Origin of the sequence: Flavobacterium cupreum, assembly GCF_003996965.1 — a bacterium.
GTDB lineage: Bacteria > Bacteroidota > Bacteroidia > Flavobacteriales > Flavobacteriaceae > Flavobacterium > Flavobacterium cupreum.
On sequence record NZ_QWDM01000002.1, the window covers coordinates 77,682 to 93,724 of the forward strand.

The following is a 16,043-nucleotide window of genomic DNA, read 5'->3' on the forward strand; positions in this document are numbered from 1 at the left end:
GAATCTAAGAATCTAAGAATCTAAGAATCTAAGAATCTAAGAATCTAAGAATCTAAGAATCTAAGAATCTAAGAATCTAAGAATCTAAGAATCTAAGAATCTAAGAATCTAAAATCTAAGAATCTAAAATCAGAACCCTCTCTGGCGTTTGGCTTCAAAAATTAAAATGGCAGCCGCGACAGAAACATTCATGCTGTCGATTTCACCCTGCATGGGAATGATGATATTTTGTGTGGCAGCATCACGCCACTCCTGAGTCAGGCCCGTGGCTTCTGTACCCAATACTAAAGCTGTAGGGGTCGTAAAGTCCTGTGTATGATAGGAAGTGGAATCCTGTAAGGTGGCGCAGTAAAAATCAATCTTTTTTTCTTTCAGGAAAGCAATAATCTCAGCAGTGGTTCCTGTAGCAATCTGATTGGTAAACAGGCAGCCTACGCTGGAGCGAACGATATTTGGATTGTATAAATCACTTTTTGGGTTGGCGATCAGAACAGCATCTAAATTGGCAGCATCGGCAGTACGTAAAAGGGCACCAATATTTCCCGGTTTTTCGGGTGCTTCGGCTACTAAAATTAATGGATTTGCTGATAATTTTAAATCTGATAACTGCAGCGATTTTGTTTTGGCGATAGCCAGAATACCTTCGGTTGTATCGCGATAGGCCAGTTTCTGATACACTTCTTTGTTGATTTCTATCAGCTGAACTGTTGTGCCGACTAATTTCTGGATCTGATTTTCAGTCACTAATTCCGGTAAAAATAAAACTGTTTCTATTTCGTAACCGCCTTTTATGGCTATTGAAATTTCACGTAAACCTTCAATTAAAAATGTTCCGGTTTGCTTGCGGGCTTTTGCTTTTTCCTGCAATAACACTAAAGATTTTATAAACGGATTTTGAATTGAAGTAATTTGTTTCATTTTTTTTAAAGGTACTTAGGTTCTGAGGGGCTAAGGTACTGAGATTTTTTTAAAAAAGGGGCAGAGGTTCAGCGTTGCAAAGTTCCATAGGTTTTCTTCTGTAAAGTTTTTAAAGCCTTGCAGGTTTTTAGAAATAAAAAAAGTCGCCACGAATTTCACGAATTTGTACGAATTAAAAATAGTGCAGATTCGTGAATTTGCTTCACCTGTTTGCTGTCGCTCGGTCACGAATTTGTACGAATTAAAAATTAGTGTAAATTCGTGAAATTCGTGGTACAACTGCATCTAAATCCGTTTATTTATCAAAAACTTCCTTGACCTCACTCGCAACAGGATGTTCTGCCGTAAAAGTGTATCCCATGATTTTGGCGATGGTTTGCGCGAATTGCTTTTGATAAAATTGAGATTCTGTTTTTATTTCGCCTTTTGGGGCAATTTCAGGACCCATGGCAGCGAACCAAATTTCGGAAGCGCCGGCAATTTTGTCACCGTGGCTTGTCCATTCTGATTTTGTTTTGTCGCCACGACCGTGATCTACGGTGATTAAGAGTGTCGTTTTGTTTTTGTACTGGGGATCATTTTGTACAAAGTTCCAGATTTCTTTAATCCAGCTGTCTACCTGATTTGCGGCATCCAGATAAGATCTGTAATGCCCGGAATGAGCCCATTCGTCAGTTTCCCCGTAGGCAATATAAAGTACTTTTGGTTTGTTGGTTTTGAGTTCGCTGATGGCTTCATAATGGGTAAAAACATCCAGACATTCATCTTCATGAAAGGGTTTAAAAGAATTATCACGCATTTCATTTAATAGGTTCTGTACCGCCGTAGGTTTATTTCCTCCCACAGGATCAAAGGCAGAAATTACGGGGAAATTGCTTCTTTTTTCGTTTAAAATCCGATCGAAAGCATCCCAGGCGCCAAAAGCAGCTGTTTTTCCTTTTATTTTGGATTGCTGGTTTAAAAACTCCAGCACATTCACATTTGGATTCGCCTTGTATGAATTAGAGTTGACCAGAAGATCCACATTTCCGGTCATAATTTCGCTGTAGCCCGGATAACTGAACCAATACGGATTCGAAACATCTACTTTATTGCCTAAATCCCGATTGCCGTAAATCTGGCCTTTTGAAGCAATTTCAGACCATAAAAAAGGCATCAGTTTTTTGCGGCTTTCTTTGAAATCTGAACTGTAATATTTTTTATAAATGTATGTACTGTCGCCCTGATTGAAGGTTTTGTCATTGGCAATTGCAGGATCCATTCCCTTAAAAACTTCCTGCCATCTAAAACCGTCTGTGGTAATGATAATAATGTTTTCTGTTTTTTGTGCGGTTGACAAAACGCTGATTAAAATGAACGGAATCAGAAGTAATTTTTTCATTTCTATTATTTTAGATGGAATTTGAAAATAAGAATATGCCACTATAAATAATTCAAAGCTAACTAATATTATCCGAAACAATAAAAGCGTTATTCATTCATGTTTTAAAAATAACCCTAAATTAACAAAGGACTAACCTACAAAATTCCCCTTGATTTAATCTCCAGATATTTATTAATCGCATCTAAAGTCAGGTTTTCCGGTTGTGTCAGGATGGAATGAATACCGTATTTTTTGAGTTCATTGGCAATTAAACGCTTTTCGAACATGAATTTTTCCGCAATAACCTTGTCGTACACTTCCTGAATCGTTTCGGTTTTTTTGTTGATGATTTGGTTCAGTTCGGTATTGCTGAAGAAGATAACGACCAGAAGATGGCTTTTCGCAATTCCTTTCAAATAAGGCAGCTGGCGGTTCAGGCCATCCATGGTTTCGAAATTGGTGTACAAAATAATCAGACTTCTCTGGTTGATGTTCTTTTTAATGTCGACATACAATCTGCTGTAGTCACTTTCAAAAAAATCAGTTTTGATATTGTACAGTGTTTCGAGGATTTTCTGCATTTGCGAACCTCTTTTTTCGGCAAAAACCCTGTTTTCAACCTTTTTAGAAAAGGCAAAAATACCTGCTTTATCTTGCTTTTTCAGGATCACATTAGATAAAACCAAAGTTGAATTTATGGCGTAATCCAGCAGACTTAGGCCGTTAAAAGGCATTTGCATGCTGCGTCCTTTATCAATAGCCAGATAAACCGATTGTGATTTTTCGTCCTGAAACTGGTTGACCATTAATGCATTTTTCTTTGCCGTGGCTTTCCAGTTTAAGGTTCTAAGGTCATCGCCCTGAACGTATTCCTTAATTTGCTCAAACTCCATTGTATGTCCGATACGCCGGATTTTTTTAATTCCGTATTGAAAGAGGTTATTCGAAAAGGCAAATAAATCGTATTTCTTCAATTGAATATAAGACGGATAGGTAGGGACCATCTGGTCTTTATCAAAAGTAAATCGTCTTGAAATTAATTTTAATGGCGAAGAAACATAAATGTTCAGGTTTCCGAAATAATACTCACCACGTTCTGTCGGACGCAGCTCGTATTGGATGTCTTCGTGGGCAGAAGCTTTTATGTTTTTCAGAATTTTGAAATCCCGTACCTGAAACTGAAAAGGAATCTCGTCAATTATCTTCACTGAAATTGGAAAAGTATACTGATTTTTTATCGCAATTTTGATCGGGTTTAAGTCCCCGTTCGAAAGCTTTTCCGGAGTATTTCTCGTTGCTTCGATACCTGTTTTTGCTAAATACAAAAGCAGAATATCAAGCAGCAGAAACGTGCTTAAAACCAAAACAACAAACCAGACGCCATCATATAAACGTGGAAAAATAAAAGCACAAACAAACATTCCTATAATGCCCAGAAGCACGTAGAAGAAGAAGTTGTTGAGATACAGGCTTTTTATGAATTTCATTTTTTTATTTTATGTTTTCAGTCTCGGTTTTTAGTCACAGTCACAGTTTCAGTCACAGTTTCAGTCTGCCAACTGCAACTGAGACTGCGACTTATTTATCTTGGGATCTCAACTGTTTCGATGATCTGCTTGATGATTTCAGCACTTGTAATGCCTTCCATTTCGCGTTCCGGTGTCACGATAACACGGTGTTGTAAAACAGGAACCGCTGCTTCTTTGATATCTTCGGGTGTTACAAAATCGCGGCCACGAATGGCTGCAAAACCTTTGGATGCATTTAGTATGGCTATTGAGGCACGGGGAGAAGCTCCTAAATATAAAAAAGCATTTTCACGGGTATTTACGACGATTCTGGCAATGTATTCCAACAGGTTCTGTTCTACCCTGATTTGTTTAATCAGTGCCTGATAGGCTTTGATTTCTTCTGCAGAAAGAATCGTTTTGATGGCTTCTAACTTACCGTGATCCTGTAATAAATGCTCTCTTTGAATGATCAGGATTTCTTCGTCCAGTTTCGGATAATCGATGGTGATTTTGAATAAAAAACGGTCTAATTGTGCTTCCGGTAAACGATAAGTTCCTTCCTGCTCAATTGGATTTTGCGTGGCAATCACCAGAAAAGGAGTTTCAAGGATATACGCCGATCCGTCAATGGTAATCTGGCGTTCTTCCATAACTTCAAAAAGGGCGGCCTGTGTTTTGGCAGGAGCACGGTTGATCTCGTCAATCAAAATCAGATTGGAGAAAATCGGCCCTTTTTTAAATTCAAATTCAGAATTTTTTAAATTAAAAATTGACGTTCCCAAAATATCAGAAGGCATTAAATCCGGTGTAAACTGAATTCGGCTAAAACCAATATTTAAAGTTTTGGATAATAATTTAGCCGTAATCGTTTTGGCCACTCCCGGAACACCTTCCAGTAAAACATGCCCATTGGATAAAATAGCAACCAAAAGCTGGTCGATCATTTTATGCTGGCCGACAATTACCGTTTCAAGCTCTTTTTTGATCGTATTAACGTGCTCTAAAAGTGGCGCTAAATTCAATCTTGTTTCAAAATTTACGTTTTCGTTGGTAACTTCTGGTTCTGGTGTATTAAAATCGTCCATGTTTTGGTATGTTTTCTTTTGAATGAATTTCTGTTAAAAATATTAATTTAAAATCTTTTCGATCGCATTATTAATACGGATTAAATCTTCTTCGAGACTTCCGTGGTAACTTTTCCGGTGTTCGTTGATCAAAAATACGAGTTCCCGAATATCATTTTCGTCTTTTCCGGACTTATGATGCAGTTTGGTGATAAAAGTATCATCGAGTTTTGTGGTATCGAGTAAATATTCATTTCTCATTCTTTCGAGGAAATAAATGATTTTTTTATCGATAATATTATAATGATCCCCTTCCTGATAATATAAGTTTCCAATTGTTTTGGTGAAATCTACCGTAAGGTTTGGTAATGGTTTAAGGATCGGAACAATTCTCTGTTTTCGTTTGGCATTAAAAAGAATAAAAATAAGCATTCCGATTAAAAATAAATACCAGGCCCATTTCAGTGCGGGCTGGCTTAAAATATACCGTAAAGGCGAATCCGAAATTGATTCGCTGTTCTGTCCTTTGGTGTACCAGTAAATATTTCCTTTCGGAACATAGGAAAGCACATTCTGGGCATATTGGTAATGATCTGTTTTTAGTAAATGATAATTGGTAAAAGCTACAGGCTGCAGGTGCAGATAAAAATAACCATTCACGTAAGGCACTTTTATGAAATTAACATGTTTTTGTTTTTCATTGCCCTGATAGCCCAAAACGGTCGTAGTTGCGGTGTCAATTTTCGCAAAGTAATTTTCTGTATCAATGTCTTTAAAATTATATTTTTTAGAGCTTACTTTTTGATTAGCCATCCATATTTTTGCATTAGGGACAGGAGTATGAAATTGGGTATTTAATTCAATTTTCAAACTGTCCAGTAAAGATTGCGGAAATGTTTGCATGCTCAGGAAGGCATTATTGCCATGAGACACAAAATAGAAAAGTTCCGTTACCGACTGATTGTCAATTTCTCCCGATGCAGCTATGTTTAAGAAGGTTCCTTTTATTTTATATTTTCCCTCGATGGTATCGGGTACATATTTGGAGTCTAAAAATTCATAGAGTGTTATGGTGGAAACCCTTTCAATCTTTTGATTTTTTAAAATGCCACTGATTTCCTTGTCAAAAATATACAATCCGCAAGGGATTTTATCATTAACAGAATAAGTTGGACGCCAATCGATCGGTTTTTGCTTGTTCGAACTTGCAATTAAAATGATGGCAAAAACAAAAACCAGTATAGCGATGTAAATTTTGATAGACTTATTCATTGCCAAAGGTTTTTATGGAATTCTTAAAACGGTTTTCGGCTTTTTTGAAAGTGGTTTCATCAATTTCAAATTCACCATACCAAATGTAATTGTACAGATAGGACAAATACGTAAATTCTTCTTTATAAACGGGACTTTGAAGCTCGTACAAATAATCGGAATTGGTTTTTTCGATATCCCATTCGATGTAATGATTCTGCGCCATCACTTTCAGCAGCCAAAGATAATAGTAACGGATGGCAATTCTTTTTTCGCCTTTTTCGATACTTTCCTGAATCAGTTTTTTGAAGTCCAAAAGGTGAATGTTCTTCTCCAGTTCAGAGTAGTAAATGGTTTTTTTGTTGGAATCTTTTCCGAAAATCCATCTTCCTTCTTTACCAACTAAGGCTTTTACGATCAGATAAATCACAAAGACAATAATCAGCACAGCCAGCACTTTCATGAGGATTGCTACAAAATTGAGTGCAGCTGCAGGATTGTTAAAAGTGAATAAGCTTCTTAAAATTCCAGCCAGCCATTCTTTAAAATGATCCCAGGCATTCTTTTCCGGCGCTTTGTATTCGTATACAAAATCGGAGTCGGTATATTTTTTTTTGAAATTTTTACTGAAGGTTTTCCCTTCAATAGCAGTGGTGTCGATTTTAATATCTTTCTCCGTATATTTTACAGATGAAACTTTCGGGGGATCAATTGTCACGTCCGAAGAATCCTGAGCATTGGAAATGCTGAAGAAAAAGAGAAAAGATAAAACAAAGAAAAATTTATTCATTACCGGTTCTGATTAGTTCAATTTGGCTGATAGTTGTGTTTTTTTGTGAACGATATAGGGATAAACCAGATAATAATAAGAAATGACGCTTAGGGTAAAAATTATAATAAAACTGCTGAGCCAGTTCGCCATATCAATGGAATAGCGGGTAATAAATCCCTCCAGGAATCCGGCACTGATGGTAAACGGAAATGTGCTCAGGAATATTTTGAAGCTGTTTTTAAAACCGATTTTAAAAGAATTCACTCTCGAGAAAGTTTTAGGAAAAAGAATAGAAGCGCCTAAAATAAATCCGGCACAAGTTTCAATTACGATGGCAAAAATTTCCATGGAACCGTGAATCCAGATGCCGCGAACGCTTTTCCAGAAAACACCCTGCTCGTAAAAAAAGTATTGGAAAGATCCGAGCATAATACAGTTTTGAAGGAAAATATAAAAAGTTCCGATACCGCCAAAAATGCCGTAAATATAACATCTCGCCCCTACATACAAATTATTCATGGTGATGCCAATAAAACTTCCCCAGTTGCTTCCGGTTCCGTAGACGGCCATAGGATCTCCTTTTTTGATATTCTCGAGGGTCATGTTTACATAACCGTCACCTAAAATCAAACGGACAAAATTCTGATCGTATCGTGCAGAAATCACGCCTATTCCCACGGTAAGAAAGAAAAGGACGAAGGAATACATCAGATACCGTCTGTATTCGTAAACAAGCAGCGGGACTTCAGTTTTAAAAAATTCCATGAACCTGTTTTTTTCCGCCCGTTTGGTTTTGTAAATCTTCTGATAAATCTGTGAAGCCAGATGATTCAGGTACACCACGGTTTTACTTTTGGGGTAATAAGTTTGCGCGTAAGATAAATCATTCATCATTTGAATGTATAAATTAGCTAACTCATCAGGATTTTTTTTAGCTTTACCGAAAATTGCCAGCTCAAATTCCAGCCATTTTTCTTTATTTTGTTTTATGAAGGCGATTTCTCTCATTAAGGGCTAAAATATAAAATATGTCAGAATTATCAATTAATACGACGCAAAATGTCAAAATAAATTTTAAAGCAGCTTCTGCCGGCGAGCGGATAGGGTCTTATTTTGTCGATTTAACCATTAAAATAGCCTATGGGATAGTGATTTCGCTCCTCTTTTTTTATTGGCTGCAATTGGGAAAATTACTGGATACCTTAGACAGCTGGTCCAGAATGTCCATTCTTTTGTTGCTTTATTTTCCGATTATCATTTATTCGATCACGCTGGAAAGCATTTTTGAGGGACAGACCATCGGCAAAAGACTAATAAAAATAAAAGTAGTAAAAATTGATGGTTATCAGGCTGGTTTTGGAGACTATCTGATGCGATGGTTTTTCAGGCTGATAGATATTTCAATTCTGAGCGGAATTATTGCTGTTGTAACAGTCGTTTCCAGTAAAAAGGGGCAGCGTCTGGGCGATATGGTGGCGGGTACGGCAGTTATTACTTTAAAAAATAAAATCAATATCAGCCACACCATTCTCGAAGAAATCGGGGATTCTTATGTGCCAACCTATCCTCTGGTGATAAAGCTGTCTGATAATGATATGCGAATTATCAAAGAGACTTTTCAAAAAGCGGATCTTAGAAATGATTACGAAACAATTCACAAACTGGTTTCTAAAATTGAAAGCGTTTCCGGCATCAAAAATCAATCCGGGAACGAACGTGATTTCCTTCGGGTGATTTTAAAAGATTACAATTTCTACACCCAGAATATGTAGTACACTAATTTTAAAGATAACAAAGTAGTAACAAAAGGCGGAACCGAAAAGCCATAAAGAGTAGGGTAACTTTAAAAAATAAAGATTATGAGAATTACAAAAATTTTTACGATTATAATGTTGCTTGTTTCAGTAGCTGGTTTTGCCCAGGGCGGAAGTAAAAAATTAGATAAAATAATAAAGCGTGATTATCAGATTATTGAATGTACGATTTCGAAAATGTCTGATAAAACAGTCGAATATTCTTTACCCGGAGAAACGTTACAAATCTCACTGGATGTTTCCCAAATTGCGAGAATTGATTTTTCAAGCGGCCGTTCCCAGACTTTCGATGTTGCTGCGGCCAGTAGTCCTGTAAGCAGCAGCGTTTCATCAAATCCGGTGATCGCGAATGCACCAATGAAAACCAATACGATCGCGGTACTGCCGGTTCCTTATGTGAATTCGGATAATCTGCAAAGTTCGGAAGACATGTCAAAATTTGCCCAGAATGACCTTTACAATAAATTATTAGACAAGTCGGCTAATATTTTGCCGCTTACGGTGCAGGATTTAAGGACTACGAATAGTTTACTGCACAAAGCCGGAATTGACCATAATAATATTGATGACACACCGATCGAGGATCTGGAAAGAATTCTGGGGGTTGATAACATTGTCGCTGCAAAGGTTTCTTTTACCATGTCTTCAAGTTCAACGGCTACAACCTATAACAGCGGAAATGCAAAAATTAGCGACAACGACAAAAAATTAAAAACAAACGATATTTCGACAACCACTGCCAATACGCAGATGTACTATTATTACACGGTGTATTTTGATATGTACAAAAACAGCACTAAAATTTATTCACAAACCAGAAAGCCTTTTCTTAATTTAAAAGACAGCTGGATAGATTCTGTTTCGTATTTATTAAAAAGAAGTCCGATTTACGTAAAAAGATAGAAATTAAATCCAACCGGGCAATTCAAATCCTGGTCGTTAAAAATAGAAAATGTTCCATATATTAGATATAATCGGTACCATGGCTTTTGCCATGTCCGGTGCCTTAACGGCTATGCATAAAAAGCTCGATCCGTTTGGGGTCTTTATTATTGCTTTTGTTACTGCAGTGGGCGGCGGAACACTTCGTGACGTTCTGATCGGCAGAACTCCGGTAGGCTGGATGCAGGATCTGCAATATGTCTATGTGATTATTTTGGGTTTTGGACTGGCGATTCTTTTCAGGAAAAAATTTGATAAATTACGGACTTCCTTGTTTTTATTTGATACGATTGGTTTGGGTGTTTTTACATTAATCGGTTTGGAGAAAGGAATTTCAATTGGGCTGCATCCTGTTATTTGTATCGCTCTGGGAACAATGACAGCCTGTTTTGGCGGTGTGATCCGGGATATCCTTTGCAATGAAATTCCAACCATTTTCAGAAGGGAAATCTATGCAACCATCTGCATTTTAGGCGGAATCGTATTCTTTATTCTGAAAAAACTGAATCTGGAAAATGATATTTTATATTTAGCGACTTCTGTTGTAATTATTTCAGTTCGTTTAATGGCAGTAAAATTCAAATGGTATTTACCGGCATTTGACCACAAATAAGATTTTAAATAATATATTAGCCGCCTTAAAGGATTGGAATCCTTAAATCTGTGGCAGGAAAATGACAAAATATACCGTAAGAAAATATCAAAAAAGTGATTATAAAACCTGGAATGCATTTGTTGCCCAGGCCAAGAATGCTACGTTTTTATTTCACAGGGATTTCATGGAATATCATGCAGATCGTTTTGAAGATTTTTCGCTTATGGTATTCGAAAATCAAATAGTAAAAGCAATTTTACCCGGTAATAAACAAGGAAAATTGGTGCATTCACATCAGGGATTAACGTATGGAGGACTGGTGTATGAGGGAAGTACAAAACTAGCGTCGGTAATCGAGATTTTTAAGGCTATTTTATTTTTTCTAAAGGAAAATGGATTCGAAAAATTGTACTTCAAAGCGATTCCGTCCATTTATCATCTCCAGCCTGCTGACGAAATTTTATACAGTTTGTTTTTAGCTGACGCCAAACTGGTCCGGCGCGATTCGCTTTCCGTAATTGATTTATCACAAGAAAAAAACATTTCAAAAATCAGGAAAAGAGGTATTCAGAAAGCCATTTCAAATCAATTGATTATTAAAGAAGAAAATGATTTTGAATCCTTTTGGAATGAAATCCTGATTCCGAATTTAGCCGACAAACACCAGGCAAAACCAGTTCATTCAATAGCCGAAATGAATCAGCTAAAAGCACTTTTCCCGAATCATATACATCAGTTTAATGTGTACTCCGATACTAAAATTGTGGCAGGAACTACTATTTTTGAAACCGAAACAGTAGCGCATTGCCAGTATATTTCGAAAAATGAAAAGCAGGGCAACCTGGGCAGTTTAGATTACTTGTTTCAGTATTTAATTCAGGAAAGATTTGCCGGAAAGAGGTTTTTCGATTTTGGAATTTCGAATGAAAATCAGGGGAAAAACCTTAATGAAGGATTATCGTACTGGAAAGAAAGTTTTGGTGCCGGTACCATAATTCATGATTTTTATGAAGTGGAAACCGCAAATTATAGTAAATTAGAAACCGTACTTATCTAATCAGACAAATACATGATACCCTTTCTGGATCTTAAAAAAATAAACAAACCGTATGAAACTGCTTTTCAGGAAAAACTGAAATCGGTTTTGGATAACGGCTGGTATATTTTAGGAAAAGAAGTAGAAACATTCGAAAAAGCTTTCGCGGCCTATTGTAAAACCGATTATTGTATTGGAGTGGGAAATGGCCTGGATGCGTTGGTGTTGATCTTTAAAGGCTATATAACATTAGGAAAACTGCAAAAAGGAGATGAAGTTATAGTGCCTGCCAATACCTATATTGCCAGTATTCTGGCCATTGTTGAAGCCGGTTTAGTCCCCGTTCTGGTGGAACCAAAATTAGAAACCTACAATCTTAATCCGGATCTGATTCAGGAAAAAATCAATTCGAAAACAAAAGCTATTCTGGCCGTACATTTATACGGACAACTGGCAGAAATGGATCAAATTAACGAAATTGCAAACCGAAATAATCTGCTAGTGGTTGAAGACGCCGCGCAATCGCATGGGGCTTTTGAAAATTCCAATAAGGTGAAAATTCCAAATTCCAAAAATGGCACTTTGATCGAAGTTAAAAAGTCTTCAGCCGCAATGGCGTACAGCTTTTATCCCGGGAAAAATCTGGGTGCATTAGGAGACGGCGGAGCGATAACTACAAACGATTCAGCATTAGCAAAAGTGCTTTTTTCGCTACGAAATTATGGTTCTGAAAAAAAATATTATAACGAATACATTGGCGTTAATTCAAGACTGAATGAAATTCAGGCCGCTTTTTTGAATCTCAAATTACCAAATTTAGATGCCGATAACGACAGACGCAGAAGTATAGCCAAACGATATTTAGCCGAAATTAAAAACGACAAAATAGTGCTTCCGGCTTGGGATTTTTCAAACAATCATGTCTTTCATTTGTTTGTTGTCCGAACTTCAGATCGCGAAGATTTACAGGAATATTTAACTCAGAATACAATTCAGACCGTTATTCATTATCCAATTCCGGTACATAAGCAAAAAGCGTTTTCAGACTGGAATCATTTATCATTTCCTATTACGGAAAAAATCCACAAGGAAGTTTTGAGTCTGCCCATGAGTCCGGTTTTGACAGCAGGTGAAGTGGATTGTATTATTGATGTTTTAAATAGATACTAATGTCCAAGAGTAAGTCATATCAGCAAATTTTAAAGACGACTTCTCTTTTTGGCGGAGTTCAATTTTTCACAATAATCATTTCGGTAATTCGAACCAAATTTATTGCAGTTTTTATAGGCCCGACAGGCATGGGTATAATTACTTTGCTAAATTCGACAATTAATGTATTAAGTGGAATTTCAGGTTTAGGAATTGAAACTAGCGCTATTAAAAATATTTCTGAAAAGTATCAAGATGAAAATTTAAAAAGTATTTCCAAACTAGTTGCCGTAGTAAAAAAAATGATGCTAATTACGGGCATTTTTGGGACGCTATTGACTATTTTGTTTTCGAAATGGCTTAGTATTTTTACATTTGGAAACACGAATCAAATGTATTCTTTTATTTTTTTGTCGATAACATTATTATTTAAACAAATAACATCCGGACAATTAATAATTTTACAGGGATTGAGAAGAATCAGGCTTTTAGCTAAAGCAAATTTATACGGAAATTTATTTGGCTTATTGTTTTCGATTCCTCTATATTTTTTTTTAAAAATTGATGCAATTGTACCCACTATCATTATAACTTCTTTGTCTGCCTTGTTGTTTTCTTTTTATTTTTCAAACAAAATAAAGATTGAAAAAGAAGAAATTGATATCGCTTATTTCGCAACTGAAGGGAGAATTATCATTAAGCTTGGAATAATGCTTACTTTAAGTGGACTTTTGACATTATTGTCTACGTATCTAATTCAGGTTTTCATTAGTTACGTTAGTAATGTCGAGCAGGTCGGTTTTTATAATGCCGGTTTTACGCTTTTAAATTCGTACGTCGGAATTATTTTTACGGCTATGAGCACCGATTATTTCCCCAGATTGGCTGCTATAAATAATGATAGTGAAAAAATTAAGGTAAGTGTAACGCAACAATCTTTTATTTCAATTTTAATAATTACACCTATTATAGTGTTGTTTTTAACCTTTATTCCCTTGATTGTAAAAGTTGTATATACTTCAAAATTCACCGCAATAGTGCCAATGGTCTGTTTTGGTATTTTGGGAATGCTATTTCGGGCAGTTTCATGGTCTATGGGCTATATTTTAATTGCTAAAGGAGATTCTAAAATGTTTATTAAAACGGCTGTTTTATTTAATATTCTATCGCTTATAATGAATGCTTTTGCTTACCATTTTTATGGTTTGGAAGGCCTAGGAATTAGTTTTCTGATTTATTATAGTTTTCATTTCCTGATTTTAAAGATTATAACAAAAAAGCGATACGGTTTTTATTATGAAAAAGAATTTTATGGTATTTACCTAATTTGTTTTGTAGTGTGTATTATTACTTTCTTCTTGAGATATATAGAGTTTGAAGTTTTGAAATATAGTTTAATGGGGTCAATGTGCTTAATAGCAATAGCTTTTGTTTTGTTTCAAATGAATAAAGTGATGGATTTGAAAAATGTAGTAATATTGCCTTTTAGAAATAAAAATAAATAGTGTTTTTTTATGTATGACAATTTGAGATTAGTTTACAAGCGATTTAAATTTTATTATTCAGTGAACTGGACTAAAACGCTATATTTTAATTTTAAAAAATTTCCTTTTGCTATTGCCAAAAAGCTTCCTGTTTTTTTTTATGGAAAGGTCAAGTTTACTTCTATTACTGGTCAAATTGAGATTAAAGCTCACATATATAAAGGAATGATTGGTTTTGGGCAATCCTATGAAATGAATACTATCCATAGAGGAACAGCTGAGATCAATATAACCGGAAAATTAATTTTTAAAGGGCGTATGCAGCTAGGAAAAGATTATTTTATCTTCATAAAAAAGGGCGCATATTGTGAATTAGGTCATATGTCTTCTTTAGGATCAAATGGAAAATTAATATGTACTGAAAAAATTATTTTAGGAGATTATGCCCGACTAGGATCAGAATGTCAAGTGATAGATACTAATTTTCATCAGATGATTGATACTAAAACTGGTACGATCTATAAAATGAGTTTACCTATACAAATTGGAAATTATAATTTTGTTAGTAATAGAGTTTCGATTATGAAAGGAACAAGAACTCCGGATTATTGTACTATTGCTTCAAATAGTCTATGTAACAAAAATTATTCTTCTTTCGGTGAAAATATCTTAATTGGTGGAGTGCCAGTAAAATTAATTAAAGAAAATATTTCAAGAGATTGGGAAGGCGAAAAAGAAAATCTAGAAAAATGGCTTAGTGTTTAGTAATTTAAAGCTATGAATACTTTTTTTACTAGCATAATTTTACTCTTCTTTTTGTAATTCTATGGTTTTGAAGATTTATTATTTGTAATTAAAACAAGATTTAATACCTTAACAAAAGCTATTTAAAATATCTTATTGGCTAGCTTTAAATGGATTACTGCTATTCTATTAAATTCATTTAATAGTTTCTTTAAGCCTTATAATACGATCACATTTTGCTTTTTTTGACTAATTTTCACTATAAATATATAGATGTTTTTAACATTAAATTTTTAATAAATTTCTGAATAAAAAAAAATAGTATTTTCCTTTCTTGGTATAAAGTTTTTGCTACTTTTGCGCAAATTAATTTACTATTGAAATGGGAAGAATTATTAGAAAAAAGTGTTTAGGGATTGTTTTTTTAATGGCATTACAAGCAAGTGCCCAAATTAGCACAGGAACAGGTGGTGCAGCCAGTGTATTAGCTAATGCACCTGCAACCAATACTAATGTAGGTATAGGAATTACTAATCCTACCGCTAAACTACAAGTTAATGGTGATATTAAAGGAGTACAAGGTTTTTTTTCAAATTCATTGCCAAACGGCTCCACTTTTTCAGGATGGCAAGAAAGGAATGATAAATGTTTGGTATTATCGGGAGGTGCATTAGTTGGAACTGGCCCCGGATATTTAAATACAAGAACATTTCAGTTTTTTGATTTTCCTCAATCAAATATTGATGCGAAATCATTGTCCTATTTCATAATAGGTGATAGAAGTGATAATAATAGATTAACATTTTTTTCAGAGACAGGCGGAAAATCGAGCTTTTTATTAGATGATAAATCTCAGACTAATATTTTTGCTGTTAATGAAGATGGAAGTGGTAATGTTTTTATGCATTTACCTAAAACCAATTCCAGAGTGGTAATTGGTGGATTCGGGGATTATCTACCGGAGCACAAATTTGTAGTCAGAGGTAGTGCCAAAATCGAAGGTAATATTTTAACAGACGCAAATATCGGTATTGGAACTTCAAGTTTTACAGATGGAGCTACTACGTATAAACTTTCGGTAAAAGGAAAAATCAGAGCTGAAGAGATAAAAGTTTATAACACCTGGGCTGATTACGTTTTTAGTCCGTCCTATGAATTGCCAACTTTAAATGCGGTAGAGACTTTTATCCATAAAAACGGCCATTTACCAAATGTACCATCAGCTAAGGAAATTACGGAAAAAGGTTTGGAACTGGGAGAAATGACCAAAATTCAACAGGAAAAAATCGAAGAACTTACCTTGTATTTAATTCAGCAGCATAAAGAAATTGAAGAATTAAAGGCACAGGTTAAAGCATTATTAATTGCAAAATAAACGTTCCGTTTTTATTAGAGAATAT

15 protein-coding genes are annotated in these 16,043 nt (G+C 35.2%); 8 read left to right on the top strand and 7 right to left on the bottom strand.

Features of this window, described 5'->3' with window-relative positions:
- Positions 1-129: 129 nt before the first annotated feature.
- The 7 genes from D0817_RS02965 to D0817_RS02995 all read right to left on the bottom strand — a co-directional run bounded on the left by D0817_RS02965 (position 130) and on the right by D0817_RS02995 (position 7,887).
- Positions 130-918 (bottom strand): TrmH family RNA methyltransferase, encoded by a 789-nt coding sequence (locus D0817_RS02965; protein ID WP_127336914.1) that lies wholly within the window; start codon positions 916-918, stop codon positions 130-132.
- A gap of 295 nt (positions 919-1,213) precedes the next feature.
- Entirely contained in the window at positions 1,214-2,299 is a 1,086-nt protein-coding gene (locus D0817_RS02970) for an alkaline phosphatase family protein (protein ID WP_127336915.1), read from the bottom strand.
- A gap of 137 nt (positions 2,300-2,436) precedes the next feature.
- Positions 2,437-3,768, bottom strand: coding sequence for a DUF58 domain-containing protein (locus D0817_RS02975; protein WP_127336916.1), 1,332 nt, complete (start codon positions 3,766-3,768; stop codon positions 2,437-2,439).
- Between the two features lie 95 nt (positions 3,769-3,863).
- Entirely contained in the window at positions 3,864-4,877 is a 1,014-nt protein-coding gene (locus tag D0817_RS02980; protein WP_127336917.1) for an AAA family ATPase, read from the bottom strand.
- A gap of 42 nt (positions 4,878-4,919) precedes the next feature.
- Positions 4,920-6,128 carry a DUF4350 domain-containing protein gene (locus D0817_RS02985; RefSeq protein ID WP_127336918.1) on the bottom strand — a complete coding sequence of 403 codons (1,209 nt, stop codon included), beginning with the start codon at positions 6,126-6,128 and terminating at the stop codon, positions 4,920-4,922.
- On the bottom strand, positions 6,121-6,897 hold the full coding sequence (locus tag D0817_RS02990; protein ID WP_127336919.1) for a DUF4129 domain-containing protein: 777 nt from the start codon (positions 6,895-6,897) through the stop codon (positions 6,121-6,123). Before D0817_RS02990 ends, D0817_RS02985 begins: the two co-directional genes overlap by 8 nt.
- A 12-nt stretch (positions 6,898-6,909) precedes the next feature.
- Entirely contained in the window at positions 6,910-7,887 is a 978-nt protein-coding gene (locus tag D0817_RS02995; protein WP_127336920.1) for a stage II sporulation protein M, read from the bottom strand.
- Positions 7,888-7,907: 20 nt separating this feature from the next.
- Here D0817_RS02995 and D0817_RS03000 point away from each other — a divergent pair, with 20 nt between their 5' ends.
- The 8 genes from D0817_RS03000 to D0817_RS03035 all read left to right on the top strand — a co-directional run bounded on the left by D0817_RS03000 (position 7,908) and on the right by D0817_RS03035 (position 16,018).
- A complete protein-coding gene (locus D0817_RS03000; RefSeq protein WP_127336921.1) occupies positions 7,908-8,651 on the top strand; it encodes an RDD family protein in 744 nt (247 codons plus the stop codon).
- 87 nt (positions 8,652-8,738) lie between these two features.
- Complete coding sequence (locus D0817_RS03005) at positions 8,739-9,596, top strand: hypothetical protein (RefSeq protein ID WP_127336922.1); 858 nt, start codon at positions 8,739-8,741, stop codon at positions 9,594-9,596.
- A 49-nt stretch (positions 9,597-9,645) separates the two neighbouring features.
- Entirely contained in the window at positions 9,646-10,248 is a 603-nt protein-coding gene (locus D0817_RS03010; RefSeq protein ID WP_127336923.1) for a trimeric intracellular cation channel family protein, read from the top strand.
- 61 nt (positions 10,249-10,309) lie between these two features.
- A complete protein-coding gene (locus D0817_RS03015; protein WP_127336924.1) occupies positions 10,310-11,287 on the top strand; it encodes a GNAT family N-acetyltransferase in 978 nt (325 codons plus the stop codon).
- Between the two features lie 12 nt (positions 11,288-11,299).
- Positions 11,300-12,436, top strand: coding sequence for a DegT/DnrJ/EryC1/StrS family aminotransferase (locus tag D0817_RS03020; protein WP_127336925.1), 1,137 nt, complete (start codon positions 11,300-11,302; stop codon positions 12,434-12,436).
- Positions 12,436-13,920 (top strand): oligosaccharide flippase family protein, encoded by a 1,485-nt coding sequence (locus tag D0817_RS03025; protein ID WP_127336926.1) that lies wholly within the window; start codon positions 12,436-12,438, stop codon positions 13,918-13,920. Before D0817_RS03020 ends, D0817_RS03025 begins: the two co-directional genes overlap by 1 nt.
- A gap of 60 nt (positions 13,921-13,980) precedes the next feature.
- Positions 13,981-14,664 carry an acyltransferase gene (locus D0817_RS03030; RefSeq protein ID WP_238160810.1) on the top strand — a complete coding sequence of 228 codons (684 nt, stop codon included), beginning with the start codon at positions 13,981-13,983 and terminating at the stop codon, positions 14,662-14,664.
- A 361-nt stretch (positions 14,665-15,025) separates the two neighbouring features.
- On the top strand, positions 15,026-16,018 hold the full coding sequence (locus D0817_RS03035) for a hypothetical protein (protein WP_127336928.1): 993 nt from the start codon (positions 15,026-15,028) through the stop codon (positions 16,016-16,018).
- The last annotated feature ends 25 nt before the right edge of the window (positions 16,019-16,043 follow it).